General features: G+C 61.4%; 20 protein-coding genes. 8 read left to right on the plus strand and 12 right to left on the minus strand.

What is annotated here, in order from left to right; translation table 11 throughout:
- Positions 1–4: 4 nt before the first annotated feature.
- From lpxA to M2103_RS01430, 3 genes are all read left to right on the plus strand, one after another.
- Positions 5–793 (plus strand): acyl-ACP--UDP-N-acetylglucosamine O-acyltransferase, encoded by a 789-nt coding sequence (gene lpxA, locus M2103_RS01420; RefSeq protein ID WP_277508268.1) that lies wholly within the window; start codon positions 5–7, stop codon positions 791–793.
- 193 nt (positions 794–986) lie between these two features.
- Positions 987–1,595 (plus strand): hypothetical protein, encoded by a 609-nt coding sequence (locus tag M2103_RS01425; RefSeq protein ID WP_277508270.1) that lies wholly within the window; start codon positions 987–989, stop codon positions 1,593–1,595.
- A gap of 143 nt (positions 1,596–1,738) precedes the next feature.
- Entirely contained in the window at positions 1,739–2,533 is a 795-nt protein-coding gene (locus tag M2103_RS01430; RefSeq protein WP_277508271.1) for a uroporphyrinogen-III synthase, read from the plus strand.
- 52 nt (positions 2,534–2,585) lie between these two features.
- On the opposite strand, the gene M2103_RS01435 is transcribed toward M2103_RS01430, so the two are convergent.
- Both M2103_RS01435 and M2103_RS01440 read right to left on the minus strand, forming a co-directional pair.
- A complete protein-coding gene (locus M2103_RS01435) occupies positions 2,586–3,395 on the minus strand; it encodes a sugar phosphate isomerase/epimerase family protein (RefSeq protein ID WP_277508273.1) in 810 nt (269 codons plus the stop codon).
- A gap of 147 nt (positions 3,396–3,542) precedes the next feature.
- Positions 3,543–4,826, minus strand: a complete 1,284-nt coding sequence (locus M2103_RS01440; protein ID WP_277508274.1) for a class II aldolase/adducin family protein — start codon at positions 4,824–4,826, stop codon at positions 3,543–3,545.
- 140 nt (positions 4,827–4,966) lie between these two features.
- On the opposite strand from M2103_RS01440, the gene M2103_RS01445 reads away from it, so the two are divergent.
- The 4 genes from M2103_RS01445 to M2103_RS01460 all read left to right on the plus strand — a co-directional run bounded on the left by M2103_RS01445 (position 4,967) and on the right by M2103_RS01460 (position 9,753).
- Positions 4,967–5,743: an RsmE family RNA methyltransferase gene (locus M2103_RS01445; RefSeq protein WP_277508277.1), complete on the plus strand. Its 777-nt coding sequence runs from the start codon at positions 4,967–4,969 to the stop codon at positions 5,741–5,743.
- Between the two features lie 75 nt (positions 5,744–5,818).
- Entirely contained in the window at positions 5,819–6,661 is an 843-nt protein-coding gene (locus tag M2103_RS01450; RefSeq protein WP_277508278.1) for a DUF1080 domain-containing protein, read from the plus strand.
- A 24-nt stretch (positions 6,662–6,685) separates the two neighbouring features.
- Positions 6,686–8,122, plus strand: a complete 1,437-nt coding sequence (locus M2103_RS01455; RefSeq protein ID WP_277508279.1) for a Gfo/Idh/MocA family oxidoreductase — start codon at positions 6,686–6,688, stop codon at positions 8,120–8,122.
- Between the two features lie 92 nt (positions 8,123–8,214).
- On the plus strand, positions 8,215–9,753 hold the full coding sequence (locus M2103_RS01460; RefSeq protein ID WP_277508280.1) for a family 16 glycoside hydrolase: 1,539 nt from the start codon (positions 8,215–8,217) through the stop codon (positions 9,751–9,753).
- A gap of 131 nt (positions 9,754–9,884) precedes the next feature.
- On the opposite strand, the gene M2103_RS01465 is transcribed toward M2103_RS01460, so the two are convergent.
- Positions 9,885–12,065, minus strand: coding sequence for a glutamine synthetase III (locus M2103_RS01465; RefSeq protein ID WP_277508282.1), 2,181 nt, complete (start codon positions 12,063–12,065; stop codon positions 9,885–9,887).
- Between the two features lie 303 nt (positions 12,066–12,368).
- Here M2103_RS01465 and aroC point away from each other — a divergent pair, with 303 nt between their 5' ends.
- A complete protein-coding gene (gene aroC, locus M2103_RS01470; protein ID WP_277508283.1) occupies positions 12,369–13,469 on the plus strand; it encodes a chorismate synthase in 1,101 nt (366 codons plus the stop codon).
- 33 nt (positions 13,470–13,502) lie between these two features.
- On the opposite strand, the gene mdoH is transcribed toward aroC, so the two are convergent.
- The 9 genes from mdoH to M2103_RS01515 form a co-directional block, all read right to left on the minus strand.
- Positions 13,503–15,677: a glucans biosynthesis glucosyltransferase MdoH gene (mdoH, locus tag M2103_RS01475; protein ID WP_277508285.1), complete on the minus strand. Its 2,175-nt coding sequence runs from the start codon at positions 15,675–15,677 to the stop codon at positions 13,503–13,505.
- Positions 15,678–15,693: 16 nt separating this feature from the next.
- Positions 15,694–16,305: a hypothetical protein gene (locus tag M2103_RS01480; protein ID WP_277508286.1), complete on the minus strand. Its 612-nt coding sequence runs from the start codon at positions 16,303–16,305 to the stop codon at positions 15,694–15,696.
- Positions 16,272–17,786, minus strand: a complete 1,515-nt coding sequence (locus tag M2103_RS01485; protein ID WP_277508287.1) for a glucan biosynthesis protein — start codon at positions 17,784–17,786, stop codon at positions 16,272–16,274. Before M2103_RS01485 ends, M2103_RS01480 begins: the two co-directional genes overlap by 34 nt.
- Positions 17,787–18,103: 317 nt before the next feature.
- Positions 18,104–19,009 carry a uracil-DNA glycosylase gene (locus M2103_RS01490; protein ID WP_277508288.1) on the minus strand — a complete coding sequence of 302 codons (906 nt, stop codon included), beginning with the start codon at positions 19,007–19,009 and terminating at the stop codon, positions 18,104–18,106.
- A gap of 25 nt (positions 19,010–19,034) precedes the next feature.
- Complete coding sequence (locus M2103_RS01495; RefSeq protein ID WP_108826518.1) at positions 19,035–19,646, minus strand: riboflavin synthase; 612 nt, start codon at positions 19,644–19,646, stop codon at positions 19,035–19,037.
- 253 nt (positions 19,647–19,899) lie between these two features.
- The gene (locus M2103_RS01500; protein WP_277508290.1) at positions 19,900–21,348 is read right to left on the minus strand and encodes an FAD-dependent oxidoreductase; all 1,449 of its coding nucleotides are present in this window, start codon (positions 21,346–21,348) and stop codon (positions 19,900–19,902) included.
- 238 nt (positions 21,349–21,586) lie between these two features.
- On the minus strand, positions 21,587–22,462 hold the full coding sequence (locus M2103_RS01505) for a glycerophosphodiester phosphodiesterase family protein (RefSeq protein ID WP_277508291.1): 876 nt from the start codon (positions 22,460–22,462) through the stop codon (positions 21,587–21,589).
- A gap of 424 nt (positions 22,463–22,886) precedes the next feature.
- Positions 22,887–24,872: an FAD-dependent oxidoreductase gene (locus M2103_RS01510; protein WP_277508292.1), complete on the minus strand. Its 1,986-nt coding sequence runs from the start codon at positions 24,870–24,872 to the stop codon at positions 22,887–22,889.
- Positions 24,805–25,146 carry a hypothetical protein gene (locus tag M2103_RS01515; RefSeq protein WP_277508293.1) on the minus strand — a complete coding sequence of 114 codons (342 nt, stop codon included), beginning with the start codon at positions 25,144–25,146 and terminating at the stop codon, positions 24,805–24,807. The genes M2103_RS01510 and M2103_RS01515 overlap by 68 nt, the downstream gene beginning before the upstream one ends.
- Positions 25,147–25,181: the final 35 nt, after the last annotated feature.

A 25,181-nucleotide genomic window follows, 5' to 3' on the forward strand; every position in this document is an offset into this window, starting at 1 on the left:
AGCCATGTCCTCCCTCATCCACCCCAGCGCGGTCGTCGAACCCGGCGCGCAACTCGGCGACGGCGTTGAAATCGGTCCCTTTGCCTACATCGGCGCGCAAGTCCGCCTCGGCGACGGCACCCGCGTGCGGCACCACGGCACCGTCGAGGGCAACACGCACCTCGGCAAAAACTGCGACGTCTTCCCCTACGCCTACATCGGTGCCAAGACGCAGGACCTCAAATACAAGGGCGGCAACCCCGGCGTGCGCATCGGCGACGGCAACACCTTCCGCGAATTCGTCTCCGTCCACGGAGGCACCAACGACGGCGAGCACACCGTCCTCGGCAACAACAACCTCGTCCTCTGCTACGCGCACATCGCGCACGACTGCGTGCTCGGCAACAACATCATCATGAGCGGCTACGCCGGCCTCGCCGGCCACGTCACGGTCGAGGACCACGTCGTCTTCGGGGCCAACTCCGGCGTGCACCAATTCTGCCGCATCGGCGCGTATGTCATGCTCGGCGGCTATTCAAAAATCGTGCAGGACATCGCGCCCTTCATGATTGCCGACGGCAACCCCGCGGTCATCCGCACGATCAACAAAATCGGCCTTGAGCGCAACGGCTTCACGCCCGGGCAAATCGAGCGCGTGAAACAAGCCTACCGCATCCTCTTTCGCGACGGCCTGAACCGCACCCAGGCGATGGAAAAACTCACCGCCCACGAGCACGCCCAAACCCCCGAGTTCCAGCGCATCATGACCTTCGCCGGAACCAGCGATCGCGGCCTCGCGCCGGGGGCGGCGTGAAAATGCGACCATCTCCGCCGCATCGGCGTCCAGTCGGAGGTTCCGTTGTTTCCCCAAATAACAATAACTGCGGATTGCACGAACCTACACGGAAAATACTAAAACCGGAAACCTCGAATTTCGCAATCTGTGATAAAAAGATTAACCCAAAACTCTATTTGAAATAATAACGCTGCTAAACAAAATTACCCCAATGAAATATCACTTTATATTTATTATATTCTTTGCGTGCATTTGCAGTGCGATTGCCGACGGCTTGCCTAAGGCCGCATCCGGTTTTGCATGGAAAGAGTTCCCAAAGGCATGTGCGGTTATTCAAGTGCCCATCGGCTGGCAGTCGCGCGAAAAGGACAATAAACCTGCGCAAACAGTGACCATCAGCCCAAAATTTACAAAGGATGGCGGGTTCGACTCTGGATTCACCCTGAATACTGTTGTGTGCCGCACGGAAAAAGAATGGAAAGACGCCTATTATTCCGCGGTCCAGTTTTGGATTAAAACTTCGGAGGAGATAAAAAAACTTGGAAAACCAACTTTTGAGAAAGTGATACAGAGCGACAACAAGTCGATGCAGGTTTTTGTTATTGAAGGGGACACTTATTTACCCGATGCACCACACCCAAAAGAGAAGTATCGTGTTAGGACGATTGTTCGGGCGATTCCTAGCGAAGGACTTGTCTTTGTTTACTCAATTGGATCTCTGAAAAAAGATTGGAAGAAAATATGGAAACTGGGTGAAACAATGCTTGAACCCATTGTATTCACGCTTCCCGACGATAAAAAAAGCCCACCAAGCCAATGATTACGAACCTTTTAATTTCACGGACATCCTCCGATGGATAGCAGAAACCCGCTTCGAAATCTCCATCCGCACATCCTCCTTTGGAAAAACGATTTTATCCGCTTGCCCTGAATCCGCCGCGCGTTGCTCTTGGGTGAACTTCCATGTCCAAAGCCAGCACCACCAACCAGCCGTTTCTCAAGCGCCGCATCGTCATCACGCGCACGCAGGCGCAAAACGCCGGGCTCCGCGAAAAACTCGAAAGCCTCGGCGCCGAGGTGCTCGACATCCCGCTCATCACCGTCACCCCGGCCATCGACAAAAACGCCCTCGTCGAAATCTTCGCCGAACTCGGGAGCTACGACTGGATCGTTTTCACCAGCGCCAACGGCGCGCGCATTTTTTTCGAGCAATTTTTCAAGGGCTTCGACGACATCCGCTCTCTCGGCCTCCTGCGCTTCGCCTGCGTCGGGCGCGCCACGGCTCGCGAAATCGAAAAACACCACATCAAGGTCGAGTGCATACCCAAGACCGCCACCGGCGAAGCCCTCGCCGACGCGCTCATCGACACCGGCAGCCTCGACAGCGCCAAGGTAATCGTCGTCACCGGCAATCTCAACCGCGACACACTCGTGCAAAAACTCGGGGACGCCCGCGCCATTGTTGACCGCCTCCCGCTCTACAAAACCGAAAAGACAAACCTCGCCGACAACCCCGCCGCCGCCGATTACCGCGAGCACGGCGCCGACGCGCTCCTCTTCACCAGTTCATCGACAGTCGATTCCTTCGTCGCCCAAGGCGCATCGCTCCGCCGCGGGGAAAAGGCGAAACAGCCCCTCTACGGCAGCATCGGTCCGCACACCAGCGAGACGATGCGCGAGAACAAAATCCCCGTCGATTTCGAGGCGGGCGAAGCCACCCTCGACGCCTTCATCGACGCGTTGATCGCGAAATTGTAGGGGCTCGCCTCGCGCGCGCCCTCGTCCACGCGGATGTTTTTCGGATGCGCCCCTACGCGCGCTCCCACGCCTCCCGGGCAAACGCCACCGTCCGCGCCAGCGTTTCCGGGTTTGTGTCCTCGAGCAGCACATACGCCCAAGGCTTGTGCTGTTTCGCCAGTTTAAAAAACAACGGGTAGTTCAGCAGCCCGCCCGCCGTCCCCGCAGCGACCTGTTTGTATTCGCCCTCCGGCGTGATGACAAAGTCCTTCGCGTGAAACGCCGCGATGCGCTCGCCGAACAGCGCGAACGATTCCTCGATGATCGCGTCCTGGTCCTTGTGGTTGTCCGCGTTCACCAAGTTCACCGGGTCAAAAATAATCTGCAAATTGTTCGACTCCACCTCGTCGATCAGCCGCTTGATGCGCCTTGGGTTGTTGACCACATACGAGGCCACGCCCTCGACGGCCACGAACACGCCAAATTTTTCCGCCTCGCGCACCAATTCGCGCACGCGCGAAAGCACGCGTTGAAACGCCGCCTCGCCATGGTTCTCAGGATGAAACGCGAAATCCGCGCGCACCGACCCCGTTTCAGTGGCCACCATACCGCATCCAAAATCGCGCGCATGGCGCAGGTATTCCTTGAAGCGCCCCATCTGGAAACGCGCGTCCGCATCGTCCGGTGTTCCCAGATTGATGTAGCATCCCAGCACCGCAATCGAAACGCCCTCCGCGCGAAACGCCTCGCGCACATGGGTCGCCAGCCCCGGGCTCACGCGTCCCGCGTCCGATTCGAAATCCGGAATCGATTTGACCGCGGCAAACTGCGCCGAGCACAAGCCGTGCGCGGCGATCCGCCGTGCCAGCTCGTCGAGTGGCATCTTTCCAAAATCATGCGCGCGAACACCAAGTCTCATAGTGTCCGTATCGTGTTCGACCGCCGCGCAAAGCGTCAACCCCGCGGACGGCCAACAGTAAGAAAGCCCCGGGACGCTTGAACAAACCAACGCGGGCGGCGGCGTGCCCGTTTATTCGACACCGAAAACTTTTTTCAACTCGTCGATCGCCGCGTCCGGCATCGGGACAAGCGGGCCGAGCGGGCGGCTGAGGAAAAGCGCCTCGCATGTCGCCTCCAGCACTTCGAGCCGGTCGAACGCGTCGAGCACGTTTTTGCCGACCACGAGCGCGCCCTCGTTTTCGATGAGGATGACGGGGCGCTTGGCGAGCGACACATGCGCGGCGATTGTTTCCGCGTCGGCGACGACACACGCGTGACGCAGGCGCGGCACGTCGTTGAGCATGATAAAACTCTCCGGAATCGTGCGCGTGCTCAGGGCGGCGTCGGTCATGCAAAACGCGCTCGCATGGGCGGGCTGGGCGTTGATGACCGCGCCCACATCCGGATTTTTTTGATAAATGAGCGCGTGCAAAAGCGCCGCTCGGCTGGGCCGCTTGCCGGCCTCGCAGGCATTGATCGTGGCGCGCACCATGCCGGAGGGTTCGAGCTCAAGGCGGTCGCGGCGGCGCGGCGTGATGACAAACTCATCGCCCGCCAACCGCGCCGAGTATGACCCGACGGTGCTGGTGAGCAGGCGCTGCCTGTAGGAGCGCTGCACAAAATCGCAGATCTGCGTGCGAAGCTCTTTCTCGCGGCTGGTCGGCCCGGCATGGGGAAGCTCGGCAAGCCCGGGCAGCGCGCGCTCCACGAGCTGCGCATCCGTGAGCGTGTTGATTTTGCCAAGCGCGGCGGCCTTGCAAAGGGTCTGCGCGACGTATTCGAGTGTTTCGAAGCGTTGAAACGCGTCCTTCAAATCGCACCCGCCAATCACAACGCCATGGTTTTCGAGCATCACGCAATCGGCGCCGCCCGCAAAGGTTTCGGCGATGTTGCGACCGAGCTCCTCGCTGCCGGGGCACGCATACGCGGCATAGGCGATCTTGCCGCAGACGGCGTGCGCGAGCACCTGCACCCGCGTGTCCGGAATCAACCGGCAAATGCTGAACGCCACGAGCGCGCCGGGATGCGCGTGCACGATGGCCTTGATGTCGGGCCGCCTGCGGTAGATTTCGCGGTGAAAGGGAAACTCGGACGACGGCGGATGCAGCCCCTCGCGCGTGCCGTCGGGGCGAACACAAACAATGTCGGCGGAATGCAACCGCCCCTTGTCCACGCGCGAGGGCGTGATCCAGATGCCGCCGTCGGCGTCGCGGATGGAGAGATTGCCACCGGAAGTGGTGGTCATCTTGTAACGATAAATGCGACGCATTGTTTCAACGAGTTCGTCGCGCGGATGAAGCCAGGAGGAATCCATGTGAAAAATTAAGAAGTATGAATTAAGAATTAAGAAGTCCAATCCGATGGCAACGACGCATGCGCGATGGAACCAATATTTACAGGCGCCCGAAATTTTCTGGCTTCTTTATTCCTAATTTCCACTTACTACTTTTTCCCGTGCCCGATTTCCGTTCCTATTGCCCAAGCCCGGCTGACGCCGCGAACGCGACGGAGCTTTTGCTCTCCGCCGAGGAATCGCATCATCTCGTCGCGGTCAATCGCGCCCGCCGCGGCGATCCCGTGGTCGCCTTCGACGGCCACGGACGCGAATGGATCTGCGAACTCGCGCGCGATTCCAAAAACGCCGCCGTGCTCAAAGTCCTCTCCTCGCGCCAGGCCGCCGCGTTTCCCTTTCGCGTCACACTCGCGCAAGCGCTGCCCAAGGGGCCGTCGATGGACGCCATCGTGCGCAAGGCCACCGAGATCGGAGCCGCGCGCATCGTGCCGCTCGAAAGCGAGCGCACCCAGGTCCACTTCGACACCAAGCGCGAGGACAAAAAAACGGACAAGTGGCGCGTCGCCGCGCTCGAAGCCGCCAAGCAATGCGGCAATCCCTGGCTGCCCGAAATCCAGCCCGTGCAAAACGCCACCTCGTTCATGCGCGCAAGCGCGACCCCCGGGGCCGGCTTCGACCTGCGCCTCATCGCCAGCCTTCACGACGGCGCGCGCCCGCTCAAAACCATCCTCGCCGACTTCCGCGCCGCGCACGAAAACAACGCGCCCCGAAACGTGCTCTGGCTCATCGGCCCCGAGGGCGATTTTTCCCCGGCGGAAATGGACGCGGCGCGCGGCGCCGGCATCGCGCCGGTGACGCTCGGTCCGCTCGTGCTGCGCTGCGAAACCGCGGCGGTTTACGCCCTGAGCATTTTGAGTTACGAGCTGCAAAACATGTGACTAAATATTCGCGCTTTTTCACCTCGCCCTTATTCGCCGTGGATAGTTATTTTTCGCGCTAATTTTTCGCTTCTTATGCAAATACGCATCCCTGCCCTCATGAGCTTGTTCGCGTGCGCGCTTGTCGCGCATGCGCAACAAAACGCAACCGAGCTTCCGCCGCTTCCAAAGCCCGAACTCACCGAACAATGGGAGCCGGTTCCGCCCGTCATCAGCGTGCCCGCGCCGACCGGCATTCCGTCCGACGCCATTGTGCTTTTCGACGGCACCAACCTCGACGCGTGGGAATCGACCGACAAGAAAAACGCCGCGCCGCGCTGGAAACTCGACCCCGCGGAACGCTCCATGACCGTCGTGCCCAAGACCGGCAGCCTGCGCACCAAGGCCGCGTTTGGCGACGTCCAGATCCACCTCGAATGGCGCTCGCCCGCCGTGGTAAAGAAGTCCGGCCAGGGCCGCGGCAACAGCGGCGTGCTCATCATGGGGCTCTACGAACTGCAAGTGCTCGACTCCCACGAAAACCCGACCTACCCCAACGGACAGGCCGGCTCGATCTACAAACAATTTCCGCCCCTGGTGAACGCATCCCGCAAACCCGGCGAATGGCAAACCTACGACATCGTGTTCATCGCGCCGCGCTTTAATGCCGACGGCTCGCTCGCCTCGCCCGCGCGCATGACCGCGATCCACAACGGCGTGGTCGTCCAGCATGCCACCGAGCTGCGCGGCCCCACCGAGTATCGCGGCCTGCCCGCCTACAAGGCCCACGCCGACAAGCTGCCCTTCACGCTCCAAAACCACGGCGGCGACCTTGTCTCCTTCCGCAACATCTGGGTGCGCGAACTCTCCTTCCCGCCGCCGCCGCCGATTCCCGATCTTCCCCCGCCGCCCTACGCGCCGCCTCCAAAAAAGAAATAACTTTCCGCAAAACACATCACTACAATGAAACGCTCCAACACACAAAACACACACGCGGCTCCCAGCGCGCTCTCGCGCCGCCGCTTCCTCCAAACCGCAGCCACGGCCACCGCGGCGGTCGCCTTCGGCGCTCCGTTCATCTCGCGCGCCTGGGCCGCCGCCGGCGCGAAGTCCCCGTATAAAAACCTCGTCTCCGCCAACCGCAAAGTCCGCGTCGCCTGCATCGGCATCGGCGGCCGCGGCTACAGCAACCTCTCCGGCATTATCGACGCCGGCGGCGAAATCGCCGCGCTTTGCGACGTGCACTTCGAGCGCGGCTCGCGCGCGTTCTACGGACACCCGAACGTCCCCCGCTACCGCGACTTCCGCCAAATGCTCGAGGAAATGGACGGCAAAATCGACGCCGTCTCCGTCTCCACGCCCGACCACATGCACTTCCCCGCGACGCTCATGGCGATCGAACGCGGCAAGCACGTTTACGTTGAAAAACCCCTCACGCACACCATCGGCGAGGCCCGCATCCTGAAAGCCGCCGCCCAAAAACACGGCATTGTCTCCCAAATGGGCAACCAAGGCCACGCCAAGGAAGGCACGCGCCTCACCAAGGAATGGATTGATGCCGGCGTCATCGGCACCGTGCGCGAAATCCACAGCTGGACAAACCGCCCCGGCGTTCCCGGACGCCGTCCCATCTGGCCGCAGGACGTTCCCTGGCCCACCAAGGACACCGAAAAAACGCGCTATGCGCTCAGCCCCGACACGCTCGACTGGAACCTCTGGCTCGGCGTCGCCCCCGTGCGCCCCTACACGCACAACCTCGCCCCCTTCGACTGGCGCGGTTTCTGGGACTACGGCTGCGGCGCGCTCGGCGACATGGGCTGCCACATCATGGACGCCGCCTACTGGGCGCTCGACCTGAGCGGCGACTGCAAAGTCACCGCCGACGCCGAGGGCGGCTCCGTCGTCTGCGGCCCCAAGGCCTCCACAATCACCTACGAATTCCCCGCGCGCGGCTCCCGCGCGCCCGTCAAATACGTCTGGTATGACGGCGGCCGCAAACCCGCCGCCCCCAAGGAACTCGGCGACGACGGCAAACTCAGCACCGGCGGCACGCTCTACTACGGCGACAAGGGCATCATGTATTCGCCCAGCGATTACTCGGAATCCGTCAAACTCCTGCCCGAGTCGAAAATGAAGGAGTTCACCAAGCGCCCGGCCAGGACCATCCGCCGCATCCCCAAGGCCAACCAATACCGCGAGTGGCTCGACGCCATCCAAGGCGGCGCGCACGCCCCCGGCTCCAACATCGTTGACCACGCCGCCGGCCTCACCGAATTCGTCTCGCTCGGCAACCTCGCCCTGCGCACCGGCAAACCCATCCAATGGGACGCCACCCGCGCCGTGTGCACCGGAATGCCCGAAGCCCAAATCCTCATCAACAAAAACTACCGCGTGTATTAAAAGGCTGAAGGACTGAAAGGCTGAAGAGCTGAAATCCAGCCCGGCCCTCCGGTCCTCACCACGACAAACACAACGCAACATCAAACTTCATCATGAAAAAACAACTCTTCGCGCTCTCCGCGCTTCTGCTTTCACTCCTCACCCTTCACGCCTCGCTCAATGCCGCCTCCGGCGACATCGAACTCGGCCTCCAGTCCTACACCTTCCGCACGAAACAATTCAACCTCACCCTCGAGGACGCGCTTGATCGGGCGGTCGCGATGAAAATCAAAAACATCCAAGCCTATCCCGGGCACAAAATCTCCGCCAAGGTCGATGAAAAGTTCGGGCACAACATGAGCGACGCCGCCAAGGCCGAGGTCCGCAGCCTCTTCAAGAAGCGCAAGCTCAACCTCACCAGCTACGGCGTCGTCAACGGCAAGACCGAGGCCGAGTGGCGCAAAATCTTCGCCTTCGCCAAGGAAATGGGCCTGCGCGACGTCGCCGTCGAGCCGAAGGACACCGGCGTCATACCGCTCATCGCCAAACTCGCCGAGGAATACGGCGTCAAGGCGGCGGTCCACAACCATGCGAAACCAACCGTTTACGCCGACCCCGAATTCGCCCTCGCCACCGCCGCGCCCCATGCAAAAAGCATGGGACTGTGCGCCGACACCGGCCACTGGATGCGCAGCGGTTACGACCCCGTCGCCACGCTCCGCAAAGCCGAGGGCCGCCTTGTCTCGCTGCACTTCAAGGACCTCACCGAGCGCGGCGTGAAAGCCGCGAAGGACATGCCCTGGGGCACCGGCGCGGGCGACGCCGCCCTGCAAATCCTCGAACTGCGCCGCCAGGGCTTCAAGGGCATCGCCTACATGGAATACGAAAACAAAGTGCCGGTCGCGCAACTCGACGCCGAAACCGCGCTCTGCGCCGATTGGTTCCACCGCGCCCTCGCCGCCAGCGACGACGACCTGCGCAACGGCCGCGTGCTCCCCGCCGGCTACGTCAACGAGAAAAACATCTCCAAGACCTGGGCCAAGAAACGCCCCGCCAACACCGAGCGCTGGCCCAATGCCCAGCCCCTCTTCGACAAGAACCTCTCCAACGCCCAGTTCAAGGCCGGCTCATGGGAATTCGTTGACGGCGTGCTCACCGGCAAGGCCAACGGCACCATCTGGACAAAGGAAAACTACGGCGACTTCGCCCTGAACCTCGACTTCCGCTGCGCGGAAAAAGGCGACAGCGGCATCATCCTGCGCTGCACCGACATATCCAAATGGGTGCAAAACGCCATGGAGGTGCAGATCCAGCAAGGGGAGAACAAAAACCCGAAATACGCCATGGGCGCCGTGGTTGACATAGCCGCGCCGAGCCGCCAGCTCGAAATCGAACCCGGCCGCTGGTATCACGCCACCGTCATCGCCCAGGGGCCGAAGCTCCAAGTCTCGATCGACGGCGAACGTGTGATCAACATCGACCTCTCCAAGTGGAAGGAAGCCGGCAAGAACCCGGACGGCAGCAAGAACAAATTCCAAAAGGCGTATGCCGAAATGGTCGGCGAAGGCCGCATCGGCCTCCAGTATTACGCCAACAGAGCCGTCACCTTCCGCAACTTGGTTATTGAGCGCATCCCCGCCAAGACGGAGTAGGCAGCCCCGCCCAAAAGCCATTCAAAACAAAACGCGCCGGATGAAATGCCCGGCGCGTTTTTTTTGCGCCATGATGTTGATCGCCTTCGGAAAAAGAGCGCCCAACACATGTTCGCCAAAAGGCCGGGGCCTTATTTGATGAACAGCATTTCCTCGTAGGTGGGCACGGGCCAGGTGTCGTCGGGGCACACGGTTTCGAGGGCGTCAACCGCCTGGCGGATCGTGTTGAGTTGAGGGAGGACTTCGTTGCAATAGTGCTGCGCCTCGGCGAGCAGGTCGGGCAGTGTCGCCTGCTTGCCGCGCATGGCGGTAAGCTTGCCGAGTTCGTCTTGAAGGTCGGCGATAAGCATGCTGACGCGCTCGAAGAGACGGGTGTCGGGCGCGGCGCCGGCTGCCTTGAGTTCGTTGATGTTCCGGGCGAGCTCGGTTTGGTAGCGCAGCGCGGTGGGGATGTATTTTGTGCTCGCCATTTCGATGACGATGCGCGTCTCGACATTGATCGCCTTGCAATATTGCTCGAGCGCGATTTCACGGCGCGATTCGAGCTCGCGCCTGGTGAGCACCTTCATGCGCTCGAAACACTCGACGGTGTCGGGCGCGACCATCCACACGGCGGCGTCGGGCGTGGTTTTTAAGTTGAGCAGGCCGAGGCTCTCGGCTTCGCGGTGCCAGTCGGGCGAGTAGCCGTTGCCGTTGAAAATGACCGCGCCATTTTCCCTGGCGATTTGGGTCAGGACCTCGGAGACGGCGTCCTCGAGTTTTTTGCCGCCGGCGACGCTTTTTTCGAGATGGTCGGCGATGCGGTTGAGCGAGCCGGCGACGATGGTGTTGAGCGCGGCGAGCGGCGCGCCGATGGACTGGTTGGAGCCGACGGCGCGGAACTCGAATTTGTTTCCGGTGAAGGCAAAGGGCGAGGTGCGGTTGCGGTCTCCGGTGTCGCGCTGGAGAACGGGGAGCGAATCAACGCCGAGCTGGATGGTGTCCGCCTTTTGGGAGGAGCAGGCGCGGCCTTTTTTGAGCTGCTCAAAAACGTCGGAGAGTTGAGCGCCGAGAAAGATCGACATGATCGCGGGCGGGGCTTCGTTGGCTCCGAGGCGCTGGTCGTTGCTGGCCGAGCCGACAAGCGCGCGCAGCAGGCCGCTGTGCCGGTGGACGGCGCGAATGATCGCCGCGCAGAAAACGAGGAACTGCATGTTCTCGTGCGGCGTGGCGCCGGGATCGAGGAGGTTGCCCTGCACGCTGTTGCCGAGCGACCAGTTGAGGTGCTTGCCGGAGCCGTTGACGCCGGAGAAGGGCTTTTCGTGGAGGATGCACTCGAAGCCGTATTTGCGGGCGACGCGCTTGAGGACGATCATCGTGAGCTGCTGGTGATCGGCGGCGACGTTGGCGTTTTCGTAAACGGGCGCGATTTCGTATTGCGAGGGCGCGACCTCGTTGTGGCGCGTTTTTATCGGCACGCCGAGTTTGTAGAGCTCGGCCTCGCACTCGTGCATGTAGGCGAGCACGCGCTCGGGGATGACCCCGTAGTATTGGTCGGCAAACTCCTGCCCCTTGGGCGGGCGGGCGCCGAAGAGCGTGCGCCCGGCGGTCATGAGGTCGGGACGGGCGAGGAAGAAATTGCGGTCGATGAGAAAATATTCCTGTTCGGGGCCGGCGGTCGGCGTGACGAGGGGCACATCGGTGTGACCGAAAAGTTTCAGGATGCGGCGCGCCTGTTCGTCGAGCGCCTCGGCGGAGCGCAGGATCGGCGTTTTCAGGTCGAGCGACTCGCCGGTCCACGAGACAAAAACCGTCGGGATGCAAAGCGTGGCGCCGTTGGGATTTTCGAGAAGATAGCACGGGCTGGTGACATCCCACGCCGTGTAACCGCGCGCCTCGAAGGTGGCGCGAATGCCGCCGGAGGGCAGCGAGGACGCGTCGGATTCGCCGAGGATGAGCTGCTTGCCGGAGAACTCGGCGACGGCGCCGCCCTTGCCGTCGGGTTCGAGGAAGCTGTCGTGTTTTTCAGCGGTGAGTCCGGTGAGCGGTTGAAAGACGTGCGCGTAGTGCGTCGCGCCGCGTTCGAGCGCCCAATCCTTGATGGCGGTGGCGACGGCGTCGGCGTCGGCGGGTTCGAGCTTCGAGACGGTCTCGATGGTTTTGCGGAGCGATTTGTAAATGGCCTTGGGAAGGCGCGCCTGCATGAGCTCGTCGGTGAAGACGTTGCGGCCAAACAACTCGGCGGTGTGGCTTTCATTGAAGGCCACGGTTGCGGTGACGCGGTAGTTGTTGGCGGCTGAGATCGCGCTTAATCGTGCTGGGCTTACGCTCATGTGGGAAGTGTGGTGCGGAGATCGGAATGCGGAACGAGGATATGCGAAAGGGTTTCTGATGAGGTTTTTTGGACGGGAACTCAAGCACGAGCTTTGGCGGATTACGGACTTCATCCATGCATTGAAGCAAGAACCGGGCCAGTGTCCGCGCGGACCAAGCCACGATTCGCAATCACACTTTCCCGTCGCATTTCAAAAACGAGGCCGGCCAAATTTGCATTGTTTCAAGAGCCCCCCGTCGCGCCCGCGATTGCCATTTGAATCTTGCGAAGCGGGGCCGCGGCGGGTGTGTTTATCGACACGATGCCAAACAGTTTCGGAAAGATGTTCACGATTACGACCTGGGGAGAAAGCCACGGCGCGGGCGTGGGCGTGGTGGTAGACGGATGCCCGCCGCTTCTGCCAATCACAGCGGAGGAAATCCAGGCCGAACTCGACCGGCGGCGTCCGGGGCAAAGCGACATCGTGACTCCGCGCAACGAGGCCGACGCGGTGGAAATCCTATCCGGCGTGTTCGAGGGAAAAACAACCGGCGCGCCAATCGCCATGCTGGTGCGCAACGCCGACCAGCGCCCCGGCGCATACGACGAGATGCGCGAAAAATTCCGCCCGTCGCACGCCGATTTTGCTTACCAGGCGAAATATGGCGCGCGCGATCACCGCGGCGGCGGACGCAGCTCCGCGCGCGAAACAATCGGCCGCGTGGCGGCCGGCGCGATCGCAAAAAAACTGCTGTCAGCCAAAGGCGTCGAAATCCGCGCGTTCGTTGCGCGTGTGCAGGATCTCGCAATACCGGAAACCGTGCTTTCGGAAATGCCGTTTCCATCGCCCGCGCAAATCGAGGCCAGCGCGGTGCGCTGCCCGCACGCGGCGACGGCGGAGGCGATGATCGAGCGCATCAAGGAAGTGCGCGCCGCGGGCGATTCCGTGGGAGGCGTGATTCGGTGCCGCGTGCACGGCGTTCCCGCCGGATTGGGCGAGCCCGTGTTTGACCGGCTGGAGGCGGACCTGGCGAAGGCGATGCTCTCGCTGCCCGCGTCGAAAGGCTTTGAAATCGGAAGCGGTTTTGCGGGAACGCTGTTAAAAGGCTCCGCGCACAATGACGCATGGATATCGCAGGACGGAAAACCGCGCACGGCGACAAACCGCTCCGGCGGCGTGCAAGGCGGCATCAGCAACGGCGAGGAGATTTTTTTCAACGTGGCATTCAAGCCGACCGCCACGATCATGCTGCCGCAAAAAACCGTCGATGCGCGCGGCGCGCAAACCGAGCTGACCGGTCGCGGACGTCACGACCCGTGCGTGCTGCCGCGCGCGGTGCCGATTGTCGAGTCAATGGCCGCGCTGGTGCTCGTCGATCACTGGATGCGCCAAAACGCGCAGTGCGGGACGTTTCAATTGTGATCAAACCGCGCTGTTTTCGCTCTAAGCGCGCCATCAGCGATACAACGCCGTCACGGGAGTGGTTGTGAGCACGTTGTATTGGCGCACGGCGAGCCGCCACCATTCGGCAAGGTCGCGCGCCGGGCGCCGCCAGAGTTCGCGGTGCAGCCAGATCATGGATTCCGCATCGTAAAGCAGGCCGACTTTTTCCTTCTGCGCAAGCCCCCCGGGCCCCTCAAAAAGAAGTCGTTCGCGCAAACGCGCAAAGTATTCGCGCGCCTCCTCGCTGCTCGTCTCCTTTTGCCGCAACATCGAAACATGCACGGCGTTCACATACGGATCGAGCACGGCCTGAAGCAAACCGTGGTCGGCGCGCAACACATCCAGCGGACGCATCTGTTTGTAACATTCCTCCAAGTTCAAACGCAACCGGCGCAGTTCATACGGCGGGCGCGTTTCCTCGGGCGTGAGAAACAATCCCGCCTCCGCCGCGGCGCGCCCGAAGCGCAGTTTTCCCAGGCCGATCGAAATCGGAATCGAAAACACCATCCCGGCCAGCACCGGCGAAAGCCACCAGAAGAACACCGGCCGGATGTAAAACGCCAGCGCGCCCCACGCCAAACCAAAGGCAATGTGCGGCGCGTGCGTGATGATCGCCTCGCGCCAGTCGGTGCCGTCATCGCCGCCGCGTTTCTGCGTGACCCACGACACGCCCTTCCCCAGCAGCGTGCAAACGACAAACTTGCTGTGGAAAAGCATGTTGACCGGCGCCAAAAACACCGAGAGCGCAACCTCCAGCAGCGTGCTCGCGACGAGGTTTTTTCTCCCGCCAAACGACTCCGCCGCATCGCGATTTTTCAGCGTCAGGAAAACGCTCATGAACTTCGACGCAAACAGCATCACCATCGTTAGCAAAAAGAGCGCGAACGCCTCCGCCGCCTGCATCGGCATGCCAAAAACCGACGCGTCGCCGTGTGCTGCAAGCGCGCCCGCGAACGACTCCCCCATCGACCGCCCGTGCGAGTTTGCGACGCCAAAGGCATAAACGGTGCCGAGCATCATGAACAACAGCCACAATGGCGACGACACATACGCCATCACGCCCATGAGCAGATGCAGGCGGTTGACCGGCCTGAACCCTTTCGCCAGCAGCAGCCAGCTGTGCTGCATGTTGCCCTGGCACCAGCGCCGGTCGCGCTTGGCGCTGTCGATCAGCGTCGGCGGCCCCTCCTCGTAGGTGCCCTCGATGTCGCCCGCGAGCCACACCTGCCAGCCCGCCTTGCGCATGAGCGCGGCCTCGACAAAATCGTGCGACAGGATGCGTCCGCCAAACGGTTCGCGCCCCGGCAACTCCGGCAACCCGCAATGCTCGATGAACGGCTGCACGCGAATGACCGCGTTGTGCCCCCAGTAGTTGCCCGTGTCCTGCTGCCAAAAATTCAGCCCCGCGAGAAACAACGGACTGTAAAGCCGGTTCGCGAATTGTTGCAGGCGCGCATAAAGCGTCTCGCCGTTCACGAGGCGCGGCGCGGTCTGGATGATGCCGGCTCCGGGATTTTTTCCCATCATCGCGACCAGTTTCACCAGCGCGTCGCCCGACATGATGCTGTCCGCGTCGAGCACGACCATGTAGCGGTATTTCCTTCCCCAGCGGCGCAGAAAATCGGCCACGTTGCCCGCCTTCTTGTTAATTTGCTGGCGGCGTTTGCGGTAGAAAATTTTCCCAAAGCCCCCGACTTGCTTGCAAAGCTCCACCCACGCCACCTCCTCCTGAACCAACTGGTTCGGCTGGTTGGAGTCGCTGAGGATGAAAAAATCGAAATGCTCCAGCCGCCCCGTCTCCTGCAACGAGCGAAACACGACGCGCAATCCCTCGAATACGCGGCTCACATCCTCGTTGAACACCGGCATCACGATCGCCGTGCCCGCCAGTTGCGGAGGTTCTCCGGGCGCGATTGTATTGGCAATCTGCCGGCGATCCCCGCCCCGTATCGAAATGAAAAAACCGGTCAGCGCCGTCACAAACCCCAGCGCGATCTGCGCAAATAAAATCACAAACAACACGAGCATCGCGCACTCCAGCGGGGCGAGCCGCCCGTCGAAACGCCAGAGCAGATCGGCCATGAGCCACGTCGCGGCGCCCGTGATCATGAAGACGAGCGTGAAAAACACCCGCCTGCGGCGCGCGATTTTTCGGGGATCGTTCAGTTCGTGGGAGGTTGTTGTCATATGATAAAAACCCGCCTTACCGGGTGAACAAAAAGATGCCCGCGAGAACCGCCGCGAAGAAAATCCAGAGCGCGCATGTTTTCAAAACCGGCCAGCGCTCCATGCGCTCCAATGTCCCGCCCGCCGCCCCGGTGATCACGCCCAGGTCAATCGGCCTCGGCACCATGCTCGACACCGCCATGTCCGGCCCCGCCGTGATCGAGCTCTCGCGCATGGCCGTTGCGAACTCCTCCGGAATTTCACCTGTGTCCAAAAATGAATACGGCCACTTGGTCGCGCCGTTCGTGAGCAGCAGCGCCACGCGGCCCGTCGCCGCCAGCCGCTCCCCGGGAACGTCGCAGCCCGCGAACACCGCGCCGAACCAGCGATCCATCCATGCCTCGGTTTCCACGGCGGCAAGCGTGGTGGGATCAAGCGAGGGATTCCGCTCATGGCGCTTCGCGGCGCGCTCGAGAATCGCCTGGATCAACCGGCTCTGGTGCAGGCGCGAGTGAATCCGGTGCGCGCGCAGATAATCCTCCACGCGCGCATAGGCGGCGTTCCAGGCCTCGATTGAGCCGGTGCGCGGGCGAAATCCCTCCGGCAGCAGGTCGTTCATCGCGTCTCCGGATTCCACAGGTAACTCCATGTTTCGGTGAGCGCCCCGCCGCGGTTGTTGCGCAGGAAGCACCGCAGTTCCACGGGCTTTCCAGAACCGTCGGGCTCGATGGCAAACGCGGCGCGCCACGTGTTGGTGTGGGGATTTTTTTCCGCGCTCGCATGCGCGACCCTCGCACCGTCGCCCGCGGTCACAACCGCCTCCACCTTCTCCCCGGCGGACAGCTTCGCCAGCGCGCCGCCGCCGTAATCAACCCAGAACCGCCGCAGATTTGTTTCGTGCGTGAACGATCTTCCCTGCCGCGTGGAAACGACAATTCCCGTCCCGGGCGCGGGTGTGTTTCCGCCGGCCTCGTTGAACCAGTGCATCCGATACGACACGCGCAACGGCTCGCCCGCGGGCGGTAGCGTGGCGGGCGACCAAAAGGCGACGATGTTGTCGTTGGTCTCGTCCGGCGTGGGCAACTCAACGAGGCGCACCTCGCCCCGGCCCCAGTCGCCAACCGGCTCCACCCACACGCTCGGCCGCAAATGATACGCCGCCTCGATGTCCTGGTAATTTTCAAAATCGCGCTCGCGTTGCATCAACCCGAAGCCTCGCGGATTCTCGTCCGAGAAACTGGAAACACTCACCGCGCGCGGATTGTCGAGCGGACGCCACAGCCACTCGCCCGTTCCCGTGTGCAGCGAAAGCCCGTCCGAGTCGTGCACCTCCGGACGCAAATCATCCGGATGCGACGCGCTCGATTTGCCGAACCAAAACATGCTCGTGAGCGGCGCGATTCCGAAAACTTGCGCTCCCTCCGCCTTCGCCGCGCGCCGGTAAACCACCGCGTTAACCTCAATCAGGGTGACGCCGCCCGGCGTGATCAAAAACTGATACGCGCCCGTCACGCTCGGGCTGTCCATGAGCGCCCACACGCGCAGCCCCTTCGCATTCGCCACGGGACGCTCGACCCAGAATTCCTCGAACACCGGAAACTCCTCGCCGCCCGGCCCGGCGGTGTCGATTGCCAGCCCTCGCGCGGAAAGCCCGTAATGCGAGCCCTTAGCCAGCGCGCGAAAATAACTCGCGCCCTGAAACACAACCAAGTCGTCCCACACGCCGGGCTTGTTGAGCTGGTTGTGCACGCGCAATCCGCTGAACCCCATGTCCGCCGGAAGCCCGGAACCGGCGGCCCGCGCCGCGCCGCGATAGTCAAACGCCTCCGCCGAAAACGGAATCCGCGCCGCCCTGCCGTCAACGACCTCGTTGATTCGCACCGTGTGCAACTGGATGAACCCCGGATGAAAAAACTGCATGCGAAACGGGACCTCATCGCGCGCCCACAACGCATGATCCGCCCTGTAGGCGATCTGCCGGTATTCGTCGTAATTCAGCCGCCTCAAGGCCTCCGGCACGCGCGATGGCGGAGCGATGTAAAGCTTGGCAGCCATCGCGGCGGCACGCTCCTGCAATTTTTCAAAATCAAACGCATCCTGTGCAAAGGCCGACGATGCGGCGGCCGTCATGACAACGCCGCACAAAACCGCGCTTATTGCGCGCAAAAGCACCTGACATCTGAATCGAGACAACATGGTTGTGTGGAAAATCAAAAACGAAACAGACCGCGATTCGGCAAAAAGGTTACGCACCGGGACAATCCATGAAAAACGCCATGCCCAAACCGCTCTCACATAGCGTTTTTACGACTTACTTATTATTTCACGCCTTGTGAAACAAAGCCCCGTTTGATTTGCCATACGATATCATCGACCGGGCAAATTGCCAAAGTGCGGTTATTGAAAAACCCTACGCGGCCTCCAACGAGTCGCGTTCGAAACGGCGCTTACTTTCCCAAAAAATACCCGCGCTGCTTGTCCGTGATCGGCATGTTCGCCTTTTCCATGACCTTCAGGAAATCCTCCCACACCGTGCGTTTGGTGCGGTTGGTCGGGGTGCGCAAAATGAACGACGGATGATATGTGACCATGAGCGGCTTGCCCTCGAATTCCTTCCACTGACCGCGTATCGAACCGAGCGTCGTAAAGCTGTCAAACCCGAGCAGCGCCTTCGCCGCCGTCGCCCCGAGCGCGACGATCAATTCGGGATTCACGACCTCCAGTTGCGCGCGCAGATACGGCATGCAGTAAAGCATCTCCTCCTCGGTCGGCGGGCGGTTGCCGATTTGCTCGCGGCCGGGCGGCGTTGGCAAATCCGGACGCCAGTTCATGATGTTGCCGATGTAAACATCCTCGCGCTTCACGCCCATCGCCTGGATCATTTTCGTGAGCAGCTGCCCCGCGGGCCCGACAAACGGCTCGCCCTTGGTTTCCTCCTCCGCTCCCGGAGCCTCGCCGCAGAAAAATATTTTCGCGTCGAGATTGCCCACGCCAAGCACGACTTTTTTTCCGGGGCGCACGCGTTCGAGGCAGACGGGGTTGGTCGTCACCATGTTGAGCAGCGCGTCCCAGCGCGTTTTCTTGTCGCCCTCGGGCAGCGTGACCGCCGGCGGGGGCGGCAGTTTCGGCTCGGCTTTTTTGGGCGCGGTGTGCCGCGCCGCGGGCTGGCGCAGTTGCGAGTAAACAACCGGCGCGGGCGCGACTTGGGGCTGTTCCGGCTGCGTTTTCGGCGTGCGCGCCTCGACCGCGTTGCGCAACGCCACCATCGTCTCGCCCGACACGACGACATCCTTCACGCCGCCTGCCTTGAGGCGGCGGAGTTCGTCGGCGATCGCGTTGAGTGTGGCGCGCATGGGTCGGTGTCGTTTGTGCGTCCGATCAACCGGCGCGTCCAGAGTGAAACGCGGTCAGCTTCTCGACGTATTTGCCGAGCAGGTCGAACTCCAGGTTCACCGGATCGCCGGAGTGTTTTTCCGAAAGATTGGTCACGTTGATCGTCGTCGGGATGAGCCACACCGCAAACGAGTCATCCTCAACTTCGGCGACCGTCAGCGAAATACCGTCGATCGCGATGCTGCCCTTGCTCACGAGGTAGCGGCCATTGCCCTTCGGGGCGCGAACGCGCATGTAGTAGTCGTTGCCGCGCTTCTCAAAAATCTCAATCACGCCAAGCCCGTCGATGTGGCCGGTGACAAAATGCCCGCCGACTTTTCCGTCAAAACGCAGGCTGCGCTCAAGGTTCACCGCGGAACCCGCGTTGAGCGCCGAAAAACTCGTGAGGCGGCGCGTCTCCTCGAGCACGTCGAACTCCACCGTTCCCGCCGCAGCGTCGAAATCGGTGACCGTGAGGCAGCAACCGTTGACCGCAATGCTGTCGCCGTGCGCGACGCCCTCGATGACGGTTTTTGCGGACAGTTTTAAGCGCCAGGAGGCACTGCCCTGGACAAACGAAACGACACGACCTTTTTCTTCAACGATACCGGTAAACATAGCACGCGAATTGAACACCAAACCGCGCGCGCGCAAAGCCCCAAATTGCGCTGGTTATGGCGAAAAGCGAGGGAATGGTGGCGACTCCGTCGATGCCCTTGGCGCAAGCGAACAAAAAGGCGCGCCACGAGTGCTTGCCGGTTTGGCGTTGCGGGGTTTCAGCTTATATCGGTGCGCGTGCCGGCATTCGCTTTCTGCCATTCGTTTTTTAACCGCGGTTGGTTTGGCTTAGTTTTTAGAGCATGTCCGAAGTTTAGTCCAAAATGGCGCCAGACTGGATGAGCGTTTCGCGAAGGCGGGTGATGTTTACCTGCGAAACATCGCGATTATCGGCAAGGCAGAGGGCGGCGGCGGCACCGGCCGCTTGGCCGAGACACATGGCGGAGGCCTGGACACGGACGGAGGCGGAGGCGACTTCATCGCCGGAGAAGGGGCGTCCGGCGACGAGAAGATTCGGGAAACCGGGGGAGTGCAGGCAGCGATAGGGGACGTTGCCGGGTTGCTTGAGGTATTCGGCGCGCTGGCGGGCGCTGTTGCTTGAGTGGATGTCAACGGGGTGGCAACCGCGGGCGATGGTGTCGGGGAACTTGGTTGCGGCGAGGTATTCGGCGCCGGTGAGCGTGTGCGCGCCGAGGATGCGGCGGGTTTCACGGATGCCGGTTTGCGTGGCGGTGGTGAGAAGCGTGGCGTCGCGGAAGGCCGGGGCGTGTTTGCGGAGCAGGTCAACGAAGGTGTGCACATCCTCGCGCAGGCGGCACTCGGCTTCGGTGGCCTCGCGGTTGTCGGCCATGTTGGCGGCGGTGCGGGTTATGTTCACAACGACAACGCCCTTGGACAGGGTGCTGTTATACCAGGGGCCGCCGAAGAGGGGGATTTTTTGAGTTTTGGAGAGTTTTTGAAGAATGGCTCGGAAGTCGGTGTCCTGCGATCCGGGGAGTCCGTGACGGAGACGGTTTGGCGGAATGGCGTCGGTGTCCACGTTGCCGAGCATGAAAATAAGGGAGGCGGGCTGAAGGTTTTCCGGGGCGGGCTGCATGGGGACGCCGGCGCGGAGGGCGAGGTCGGCGTCGCCGGTGCAGTCGATGAAATATTTGGCGGCGAGGGTTTGCGCGCCGTTTTTGTTTTCGATGACGGCGTGGGACAATGTGCCGTTGTTTTGACGACAGCTTGTCAGGTAGCTGTGAAGGTAGAGGGTGACGCCGGCGTCAACGACCATGCGCTGGGCGGCGAGTTTGTATTTTTCCGGGCAGAAGGTGACATTGCCCCGGGGGAGGTCCACGCCGGCGCCACCGATGGCGGAGAGTTTTTCGACAAATTCCCAAGGCATGCCGCCGATGACACGGCGTCCGTTGAGGTTGAAGACGCTGACGGGGGAGACGAGGCCGGCGGTGGCCATGCCGCCGAGAAAGCCGTAGCGCTCGACAAGGGCGGTGCGCGCGCCGCCCCGCGCGGCGGCGACGGCGGCGATGAAGCCGGCGGGACCGCCGCCGCAAACGACCACGTCGTATTCGCCGGCGACTGGGGCGGCGGCTTGTCGCGGTGCTCCGGCGGGAGACGCGAGGAGCGAGGGCGCGGCGAGTCCCGCGACGGCGACTCCGCCGATGCCCTTGGCGCAATCGGACAAAAAGGCGCGGCGCGAGTGTGTGCCGTCGTTGCGGGGCGGGGTGTTTGATGGGTTGGTTTTGCGGGAGGGCGACTTCATAGGGATGCGCGTGTTGTTATTCGTTTTTTAACCGCAGATGAACACAGATGGACGCGGATACGGATTTCGGAGTCCGATGGTTTTAATATCTGTGTTCATCTGCGTTTATCTGCGGTTTCTGTTTCTAAAATGATTTTTGCAGTTTGTTTTTTGACCTCGCCTACGAGTTCGCGAGTGGCTCGGCATTGCGCGAATTTCACGGATGCGAACCGAGCGTCGCAAGCGACGCCCCTACGGGTCACATTTCCAATATTTTGTTGGTGGGAATGTAGTCGAGGCCGAGTTCCAACATTTTGAGGACGGTTTCCTTTGTGTCGCCGGCGCGGAGGCAAACGCGGAGGCCGAGGGCGTGCGTTTTTTCGACCAGCGCGGCGGAGATGTCGTCGAGTTCGGTGCGCTTGTGCGAGACGCCGGCGTGTCCGAGGCGGACGAGTTTTTGCATGTGCTCCTCGTCGCTGAATATGTGATGCAGGAACACTTTTTTGCTCGCCGCGCGCGCCGCCTCAATGTGCGGAAACTTGCTGCTCGATATGACCGAGCGCTCCTCCATTTTCATGTCGCGCACCATGCGGACGGCCTCGGCAGTCACGTCGTCTTTTATCTCGATGAAAGGGACGCTTCCGTGGTCGCGACAGATTTCAATATACTCGGCGAAGAGCGGCATGCGGAGGCGCGCGGCGGGATAATTCTCGCGTCCATTTCCGCGGGTGTAGGTGAGTTTTTTGATTTCGCCCCATGTCAGGTTTGCGACGCGTTCGTTGACGCCGAACATTTTTTTGAGCGTGGCGTCGTGGTGGCAGACGAGGATGCCGTCCTTGGTGCGGCGCACGTCGCTTTCGACGGCCCAGAAGCCGCGCTTGGCGGCTTCCTCCAGCGCGGGCAGCGAGTTTTCCGGCGCGAGCGAATGGCTGCCGCGATGCGCGATGAAGCGCGGGTTTTGCGGCGTGTTGGGACCGCTGAAGATGCCGCCGTTTTTGCCGGCGACGAAGACGGGCTTGGGCGGGGTGCGTGTGGCGCGAAGCGCGGGGGGTAGCAGGAACAGGCCGGCGAGCGCGGCGGCGCTGGTGATGAAGTCGCGGCGGGTGGGATGGTCGGAGTTTGGGCGGGTGTTCATGGCTGGGTTTTCGGGACTTTGGGCAGGGCGAAGCCTCCGGCTGAACCGCGAAGCATCGACTTAAATCGAATTAAGTCGATGCAAGGCGATGCAAATCGAAATGAATGAGTGGCGCGGGCGGTTTCGAAGCCTGAAAGGCTTCCATAAGACAGCCCAGGGTTGCCGTGGCGAAGCAAAGGCCACCCTGGGTATTGGAGAAATAATACATTCAACCCTGAAGGGGTTGCATAATCGGGGAATTGGGATGCTTTGCGCAACCCTTTCAGGGTTGTGTATTCTAAAATTGAATACCCAGGGTAGGCTCCTTTGTCGCCAACCCCGGGCTATGGAATGAAACCCCGTTGGGGGTTTAAATGCGCACGGCACAGACAGGAATGTCTGTGCTACCTTTTCATTCGCGCGCATTGGAGATTCCCCGAGGGTTTCACCTCACCTCAAACGCAAACAGGTGGGCGGTGGAGCTGCCGTAGTCGTTGATTTTTTTCGCGCTCATGTGCGTGGCGAACGGTATGAAGCGCACGGCGTCGGCGGTGACGTTGACGTCGAGCCGGACGAAGCGGTGGTAGTTTTCGTCGGTCTCGAAAACGGTTTTCCACTCGCCGCCGACACGCGCCTCGATGCGGTAGGATTTTATCATGCAGCCGGGGAAGCCGAAGGTCGTCTTGTCGTGCGAAAGCGGGTGGAACATCACCCACGAGGTCATGACGCCGTCGGGATTGCCGCCCGTGTGTTCGCGGTTCAGGTCGCTGTCGAAAACGAGGCGCACTTGCGAGATTTTGGTCGGTTTCTTGAAGGTGTAGGTGATCGCTTTTTTGGTTTTGCCGTAGTAGCCGTTGTCGCGGCCCCAGATGCGGCGGTCGATGCCGTTGTGCAGTTGCGAGCAATCGCCGTAGTCGCAGCTCAGCTCGGCTTGCTTGGAGAGCGGGGAGATTTCGCGCTTGAAGCCGGGGAGGAAGCAGTCGTCCTCCATGAGCGCGGCTTGGATTTCGCGGATTTTGGTTTTTCCGACCTCGCGCGGGGTGAGTTTGTTTTGCACGGCAATCCAGGCGGCGGTGCCGGCGGCTTGTCCGAGGATGCCGCAGGTGCCCATGACGCGGGTGGTCGCGATGCCGACGTGCGTGGCGCTGATGTTGCGCCCGGCAAACATGAGGTTCTTGATGTTCTTCGAATAGATCGAGCGGTAGGGGATCGTGTAGGGCTCGGAGAGACGGCGTTTACGGAGATGCTTTTCGCCGTCAACGGAGTCCATCGCGAAGCCGCCCGGGAGGTGGTCGTCGATCTGCCATCCGCCGTAGGCGATGGTGTCGGGGAAGACGGGGTGTTTCTCAACGTCCTGCTGCTTGAGCATGTAGTCGCCGATGTAGCGGCGGCTTTCGCGTTTGCCGGGAAGGAAGCCCATCCATTCGAGCTCCCAGTTCGCGGCGTTTTTCTGCGGGCACCAGTTTTTAATGTGGTCCCAGACGCCGAAGGCGATTTTGAGAAGTTCGTCGCGGATTTCCTCGGTGTCGCCGATGCCGTCCTGCTCGCCGCCGAGCTCGACCCAGTAGAGGTTGGTGTTGATGGCGTAGATGTTGTGGGGCTTGTTTTTCATTTCCGCGTCGGTCTTGAAAACGTGGGCCCATTTTGGGGGTGTGAAGCTGACGGGGTGCTCGGTTTCGCGCACTTGAAACAAGATGCTCATGCCCATTGTTTTTTTGTCGGCCTTGGCCACGGCGAACTCCTCGCCGAATTCCTCGGCGGCTTCGCGTCCGAAGCGGTAATCGGCGCCGGTGAGCGGGGCGAGGATGCTGTCGCCCGAGCAGTCGATGAAGATCGGCGCGCTGACTTTGTGCCAGCGTTGCGTGGTGGTTTGGTAGCCGGTGATGCTTTTGATGGTCTTGCCGTCCATTTCAGCCTGGCAGCAGGAGCAGTTGAGCATGAGGTCAATGTTGGGCTCGAAGCGGACTTTTTCGTAGAGGATGCTATCCCAGATGGCGAAGTTGCGCTTCGGGTTGCGATACATGTTTTCAACGAGGATTTCCTCCATGATGCCGGTTTCCTGCAGGTCGCGGACGCGGGTTCCGGCGCCGACAATCCACTGGCGGATTTCGGAGGAGGCGTTGCCGCCGAGGACGGGGCGGTCGTGCATGAGGGCGACTTTCGCGCCGCGGCGGGCGGCAGCGATGGCGGCGCACATGCCGGCGAGGCCGGCGCCGACAACGCAGAGGTCGACTTGGTGCTCGTGCGTGTCGAGTTTTCCGTCCTTGGATATGAATCCGCCCGTTTCATACGAGGAGAGGTTTTGGCCGTGCAGGACGGTGGAGCCCGGCAGCATGAGGACGCCGGCGGCGGCGGCGGCTTCCTTAAAAAAGCTGCGTCGGGAGGTGGGAAGGAGGGGAGCTTTGCGCGTGGGTTTGGATGCGGGTTTCATGATAACCTTTCGAAAACTTCGATTGCTGGGATTCTTTTTTAATGGGATTCTGACCGGGGATATTGAGCGCCGCGGCAGCGCCGAAAAATGGCGCGTGGCGACAGTCAGGAACCTGATTACTCTCTTTGCGCGAAAATGACGTTTCAAGCACTTTCAGGCCATTCAACCCCGCGCAGAGTATCATTTTCCAGATAAAATGAGCGTTTGCGCATATAATCGAATGGCTTTTGATCGTTTTGACGGGACGGGTTTTGGGGGCGAAAATTTCATGCATCTGTTTGGGAATGTGCGCTTGGCGACGGCAAACAG

Origin of the sequence: Ereboglobus sp. PH5-5, assembly GCF_029504805.1 — a bacterium.
GTDB lineage: Bacteria > Verrucomicrobiota > Verrucomicrobiia > Opitutales > Opitutaceae > Ereboglobus.

Excerpts from the sequence above, each read along its gene's own strand:
- lpxA (WP_277508268.1), top strand. The coding sequence starts at position 5 with ATGTCCTCCCTCATCCACCCCAGCGCGGTCGTCGAACCCGGCGCGCAA.
- M2103_RS01425 (WP_277508270.1), top strand. The coding sequence starts at position 987 with ATGAAATATCACTTTATATTTATTATATTCTTTGCGTGCATTTGCAGT.
- M2103_RS01430 (WP_277508271.1), top strand. The coding sequence starts at position 1,739 with ATGTCCAAAGCCAGCACCACCAACCAGCCGTTTCTCAAGCGCCGCATC.
- M2103_RS01435 (WP_277508273.1), bottom strand. The coding sequence starts at position 3,395 with ATGCCACTCGACGAGCTGGCACGGCGGATCGCCGCGCACGGCTTGTGC.
- M2103_RS01440 (WP_277508274.1), bottom strand. The coding sequence starts at position 4,826 with ATGGATTCCTCCTGGCTTCATCCGCGCGACGAACTCGTTGAAACAATG.
- M2103_RS01450 (WP_277508278.1), top strand. The coding sequence starts at position 5,819 with ATGCAAATACGCATCCCTGCCCTCATGAGCTTGTTCGCGTGCGCGCTT.
- M2103_RS01455 (WP_277508279.1), top strand. The coding sequence starts at position 6,686 with ATGAAACGCTCCAACACACAAAACACACACGCGGCTCCCAGCGCGCTC.
- M2103_RS01460 (WP_277508280.1), top strand. The coding sequence starts at position 8,215 with ATGAAAAAACAACTCTTCGCGCTCTCCGCGCTTCTGCTTTCACTCCTC.
- M2103_RS01465 (WP_277508282.1), bottom strand. The coding sequence starts at position 12,065 with ATGAGCGTAAGCCCAGCACGATTAAGCGCGATCTCAGCCGCCAACAAC.
- aroC (WP_277508283.1), top strand. The coding sequence starts at position 12,369 with ATGCCAAACAGTTTCGGAAAGATGTTCACGATTACGACCTGGGGAGAA.
- mdoH (WP_277508285.1), bottom strand. The coding sequence starts at position 15,677 with ATGACAACAACCTCCCACGAACTGAACGATCCCCGAAAAATCGCGCGC.
- M2103_RS01480 (WP_277508286.1), bottom strand. The coding sequence starts at position 16,305 with ATGGAGTTACCTGTGGAATCCGGAGACGCGATGAACGACCTGCTGCCG.
- M2103_RS01485 (WP_277508287.1), bottom strand. The coding sequence starts at position 17,786 with ATGACGGCCGCCGCATCGTCGGCCTTTGCACAGGATGCGTTTGATTTT.
- M2103_RS01490 (WP_277508288.1), bottom strand. The coding sequence starts at position 19,009 with ATGCGCGCCACACTCAACGCGATCGCCGACGAACTCCGCCGCCTCAAG.
- M2103_RS01495 (WP_108826518.1), bottom strand. The coding sequence starts at position 19,646 with ATGTTTACCGGTATCGTTGAAGAAAAAGGTCGTGTCGTTTCGTTTGTC.
- M2103_RS01500 (WP_277508290.1), bottom strand. The coding sequence starts at position 21,348 with ATGAAGTCGCCCTCCCGCAAAACCAACCCATCAAACACCCCGCCCCGC.
- M2103_RS01505 (WP_277508291.1), bottom strand. The coding sequence starts at position 22,462 with ATGAACACCCGCCCAAACTCCGACCATCCCACCCGCCGCGACTTCATC.
- M2103_RS01510 (WP_277508292.1), bottom strand. The coding sequence starts at position 24,872 with ATGAAACCCGCATCCAAACCCACGCGCAAAGCTCCCCTCCTTCCCACC.
- M2103_RS01515 (WP_277508293.1), bottom strand. The coding sequence starts at position 25,146 with ATGCATGAAATTTTCGCCCCCAAAACCCGTCCCGTCAAAACGATCAAA.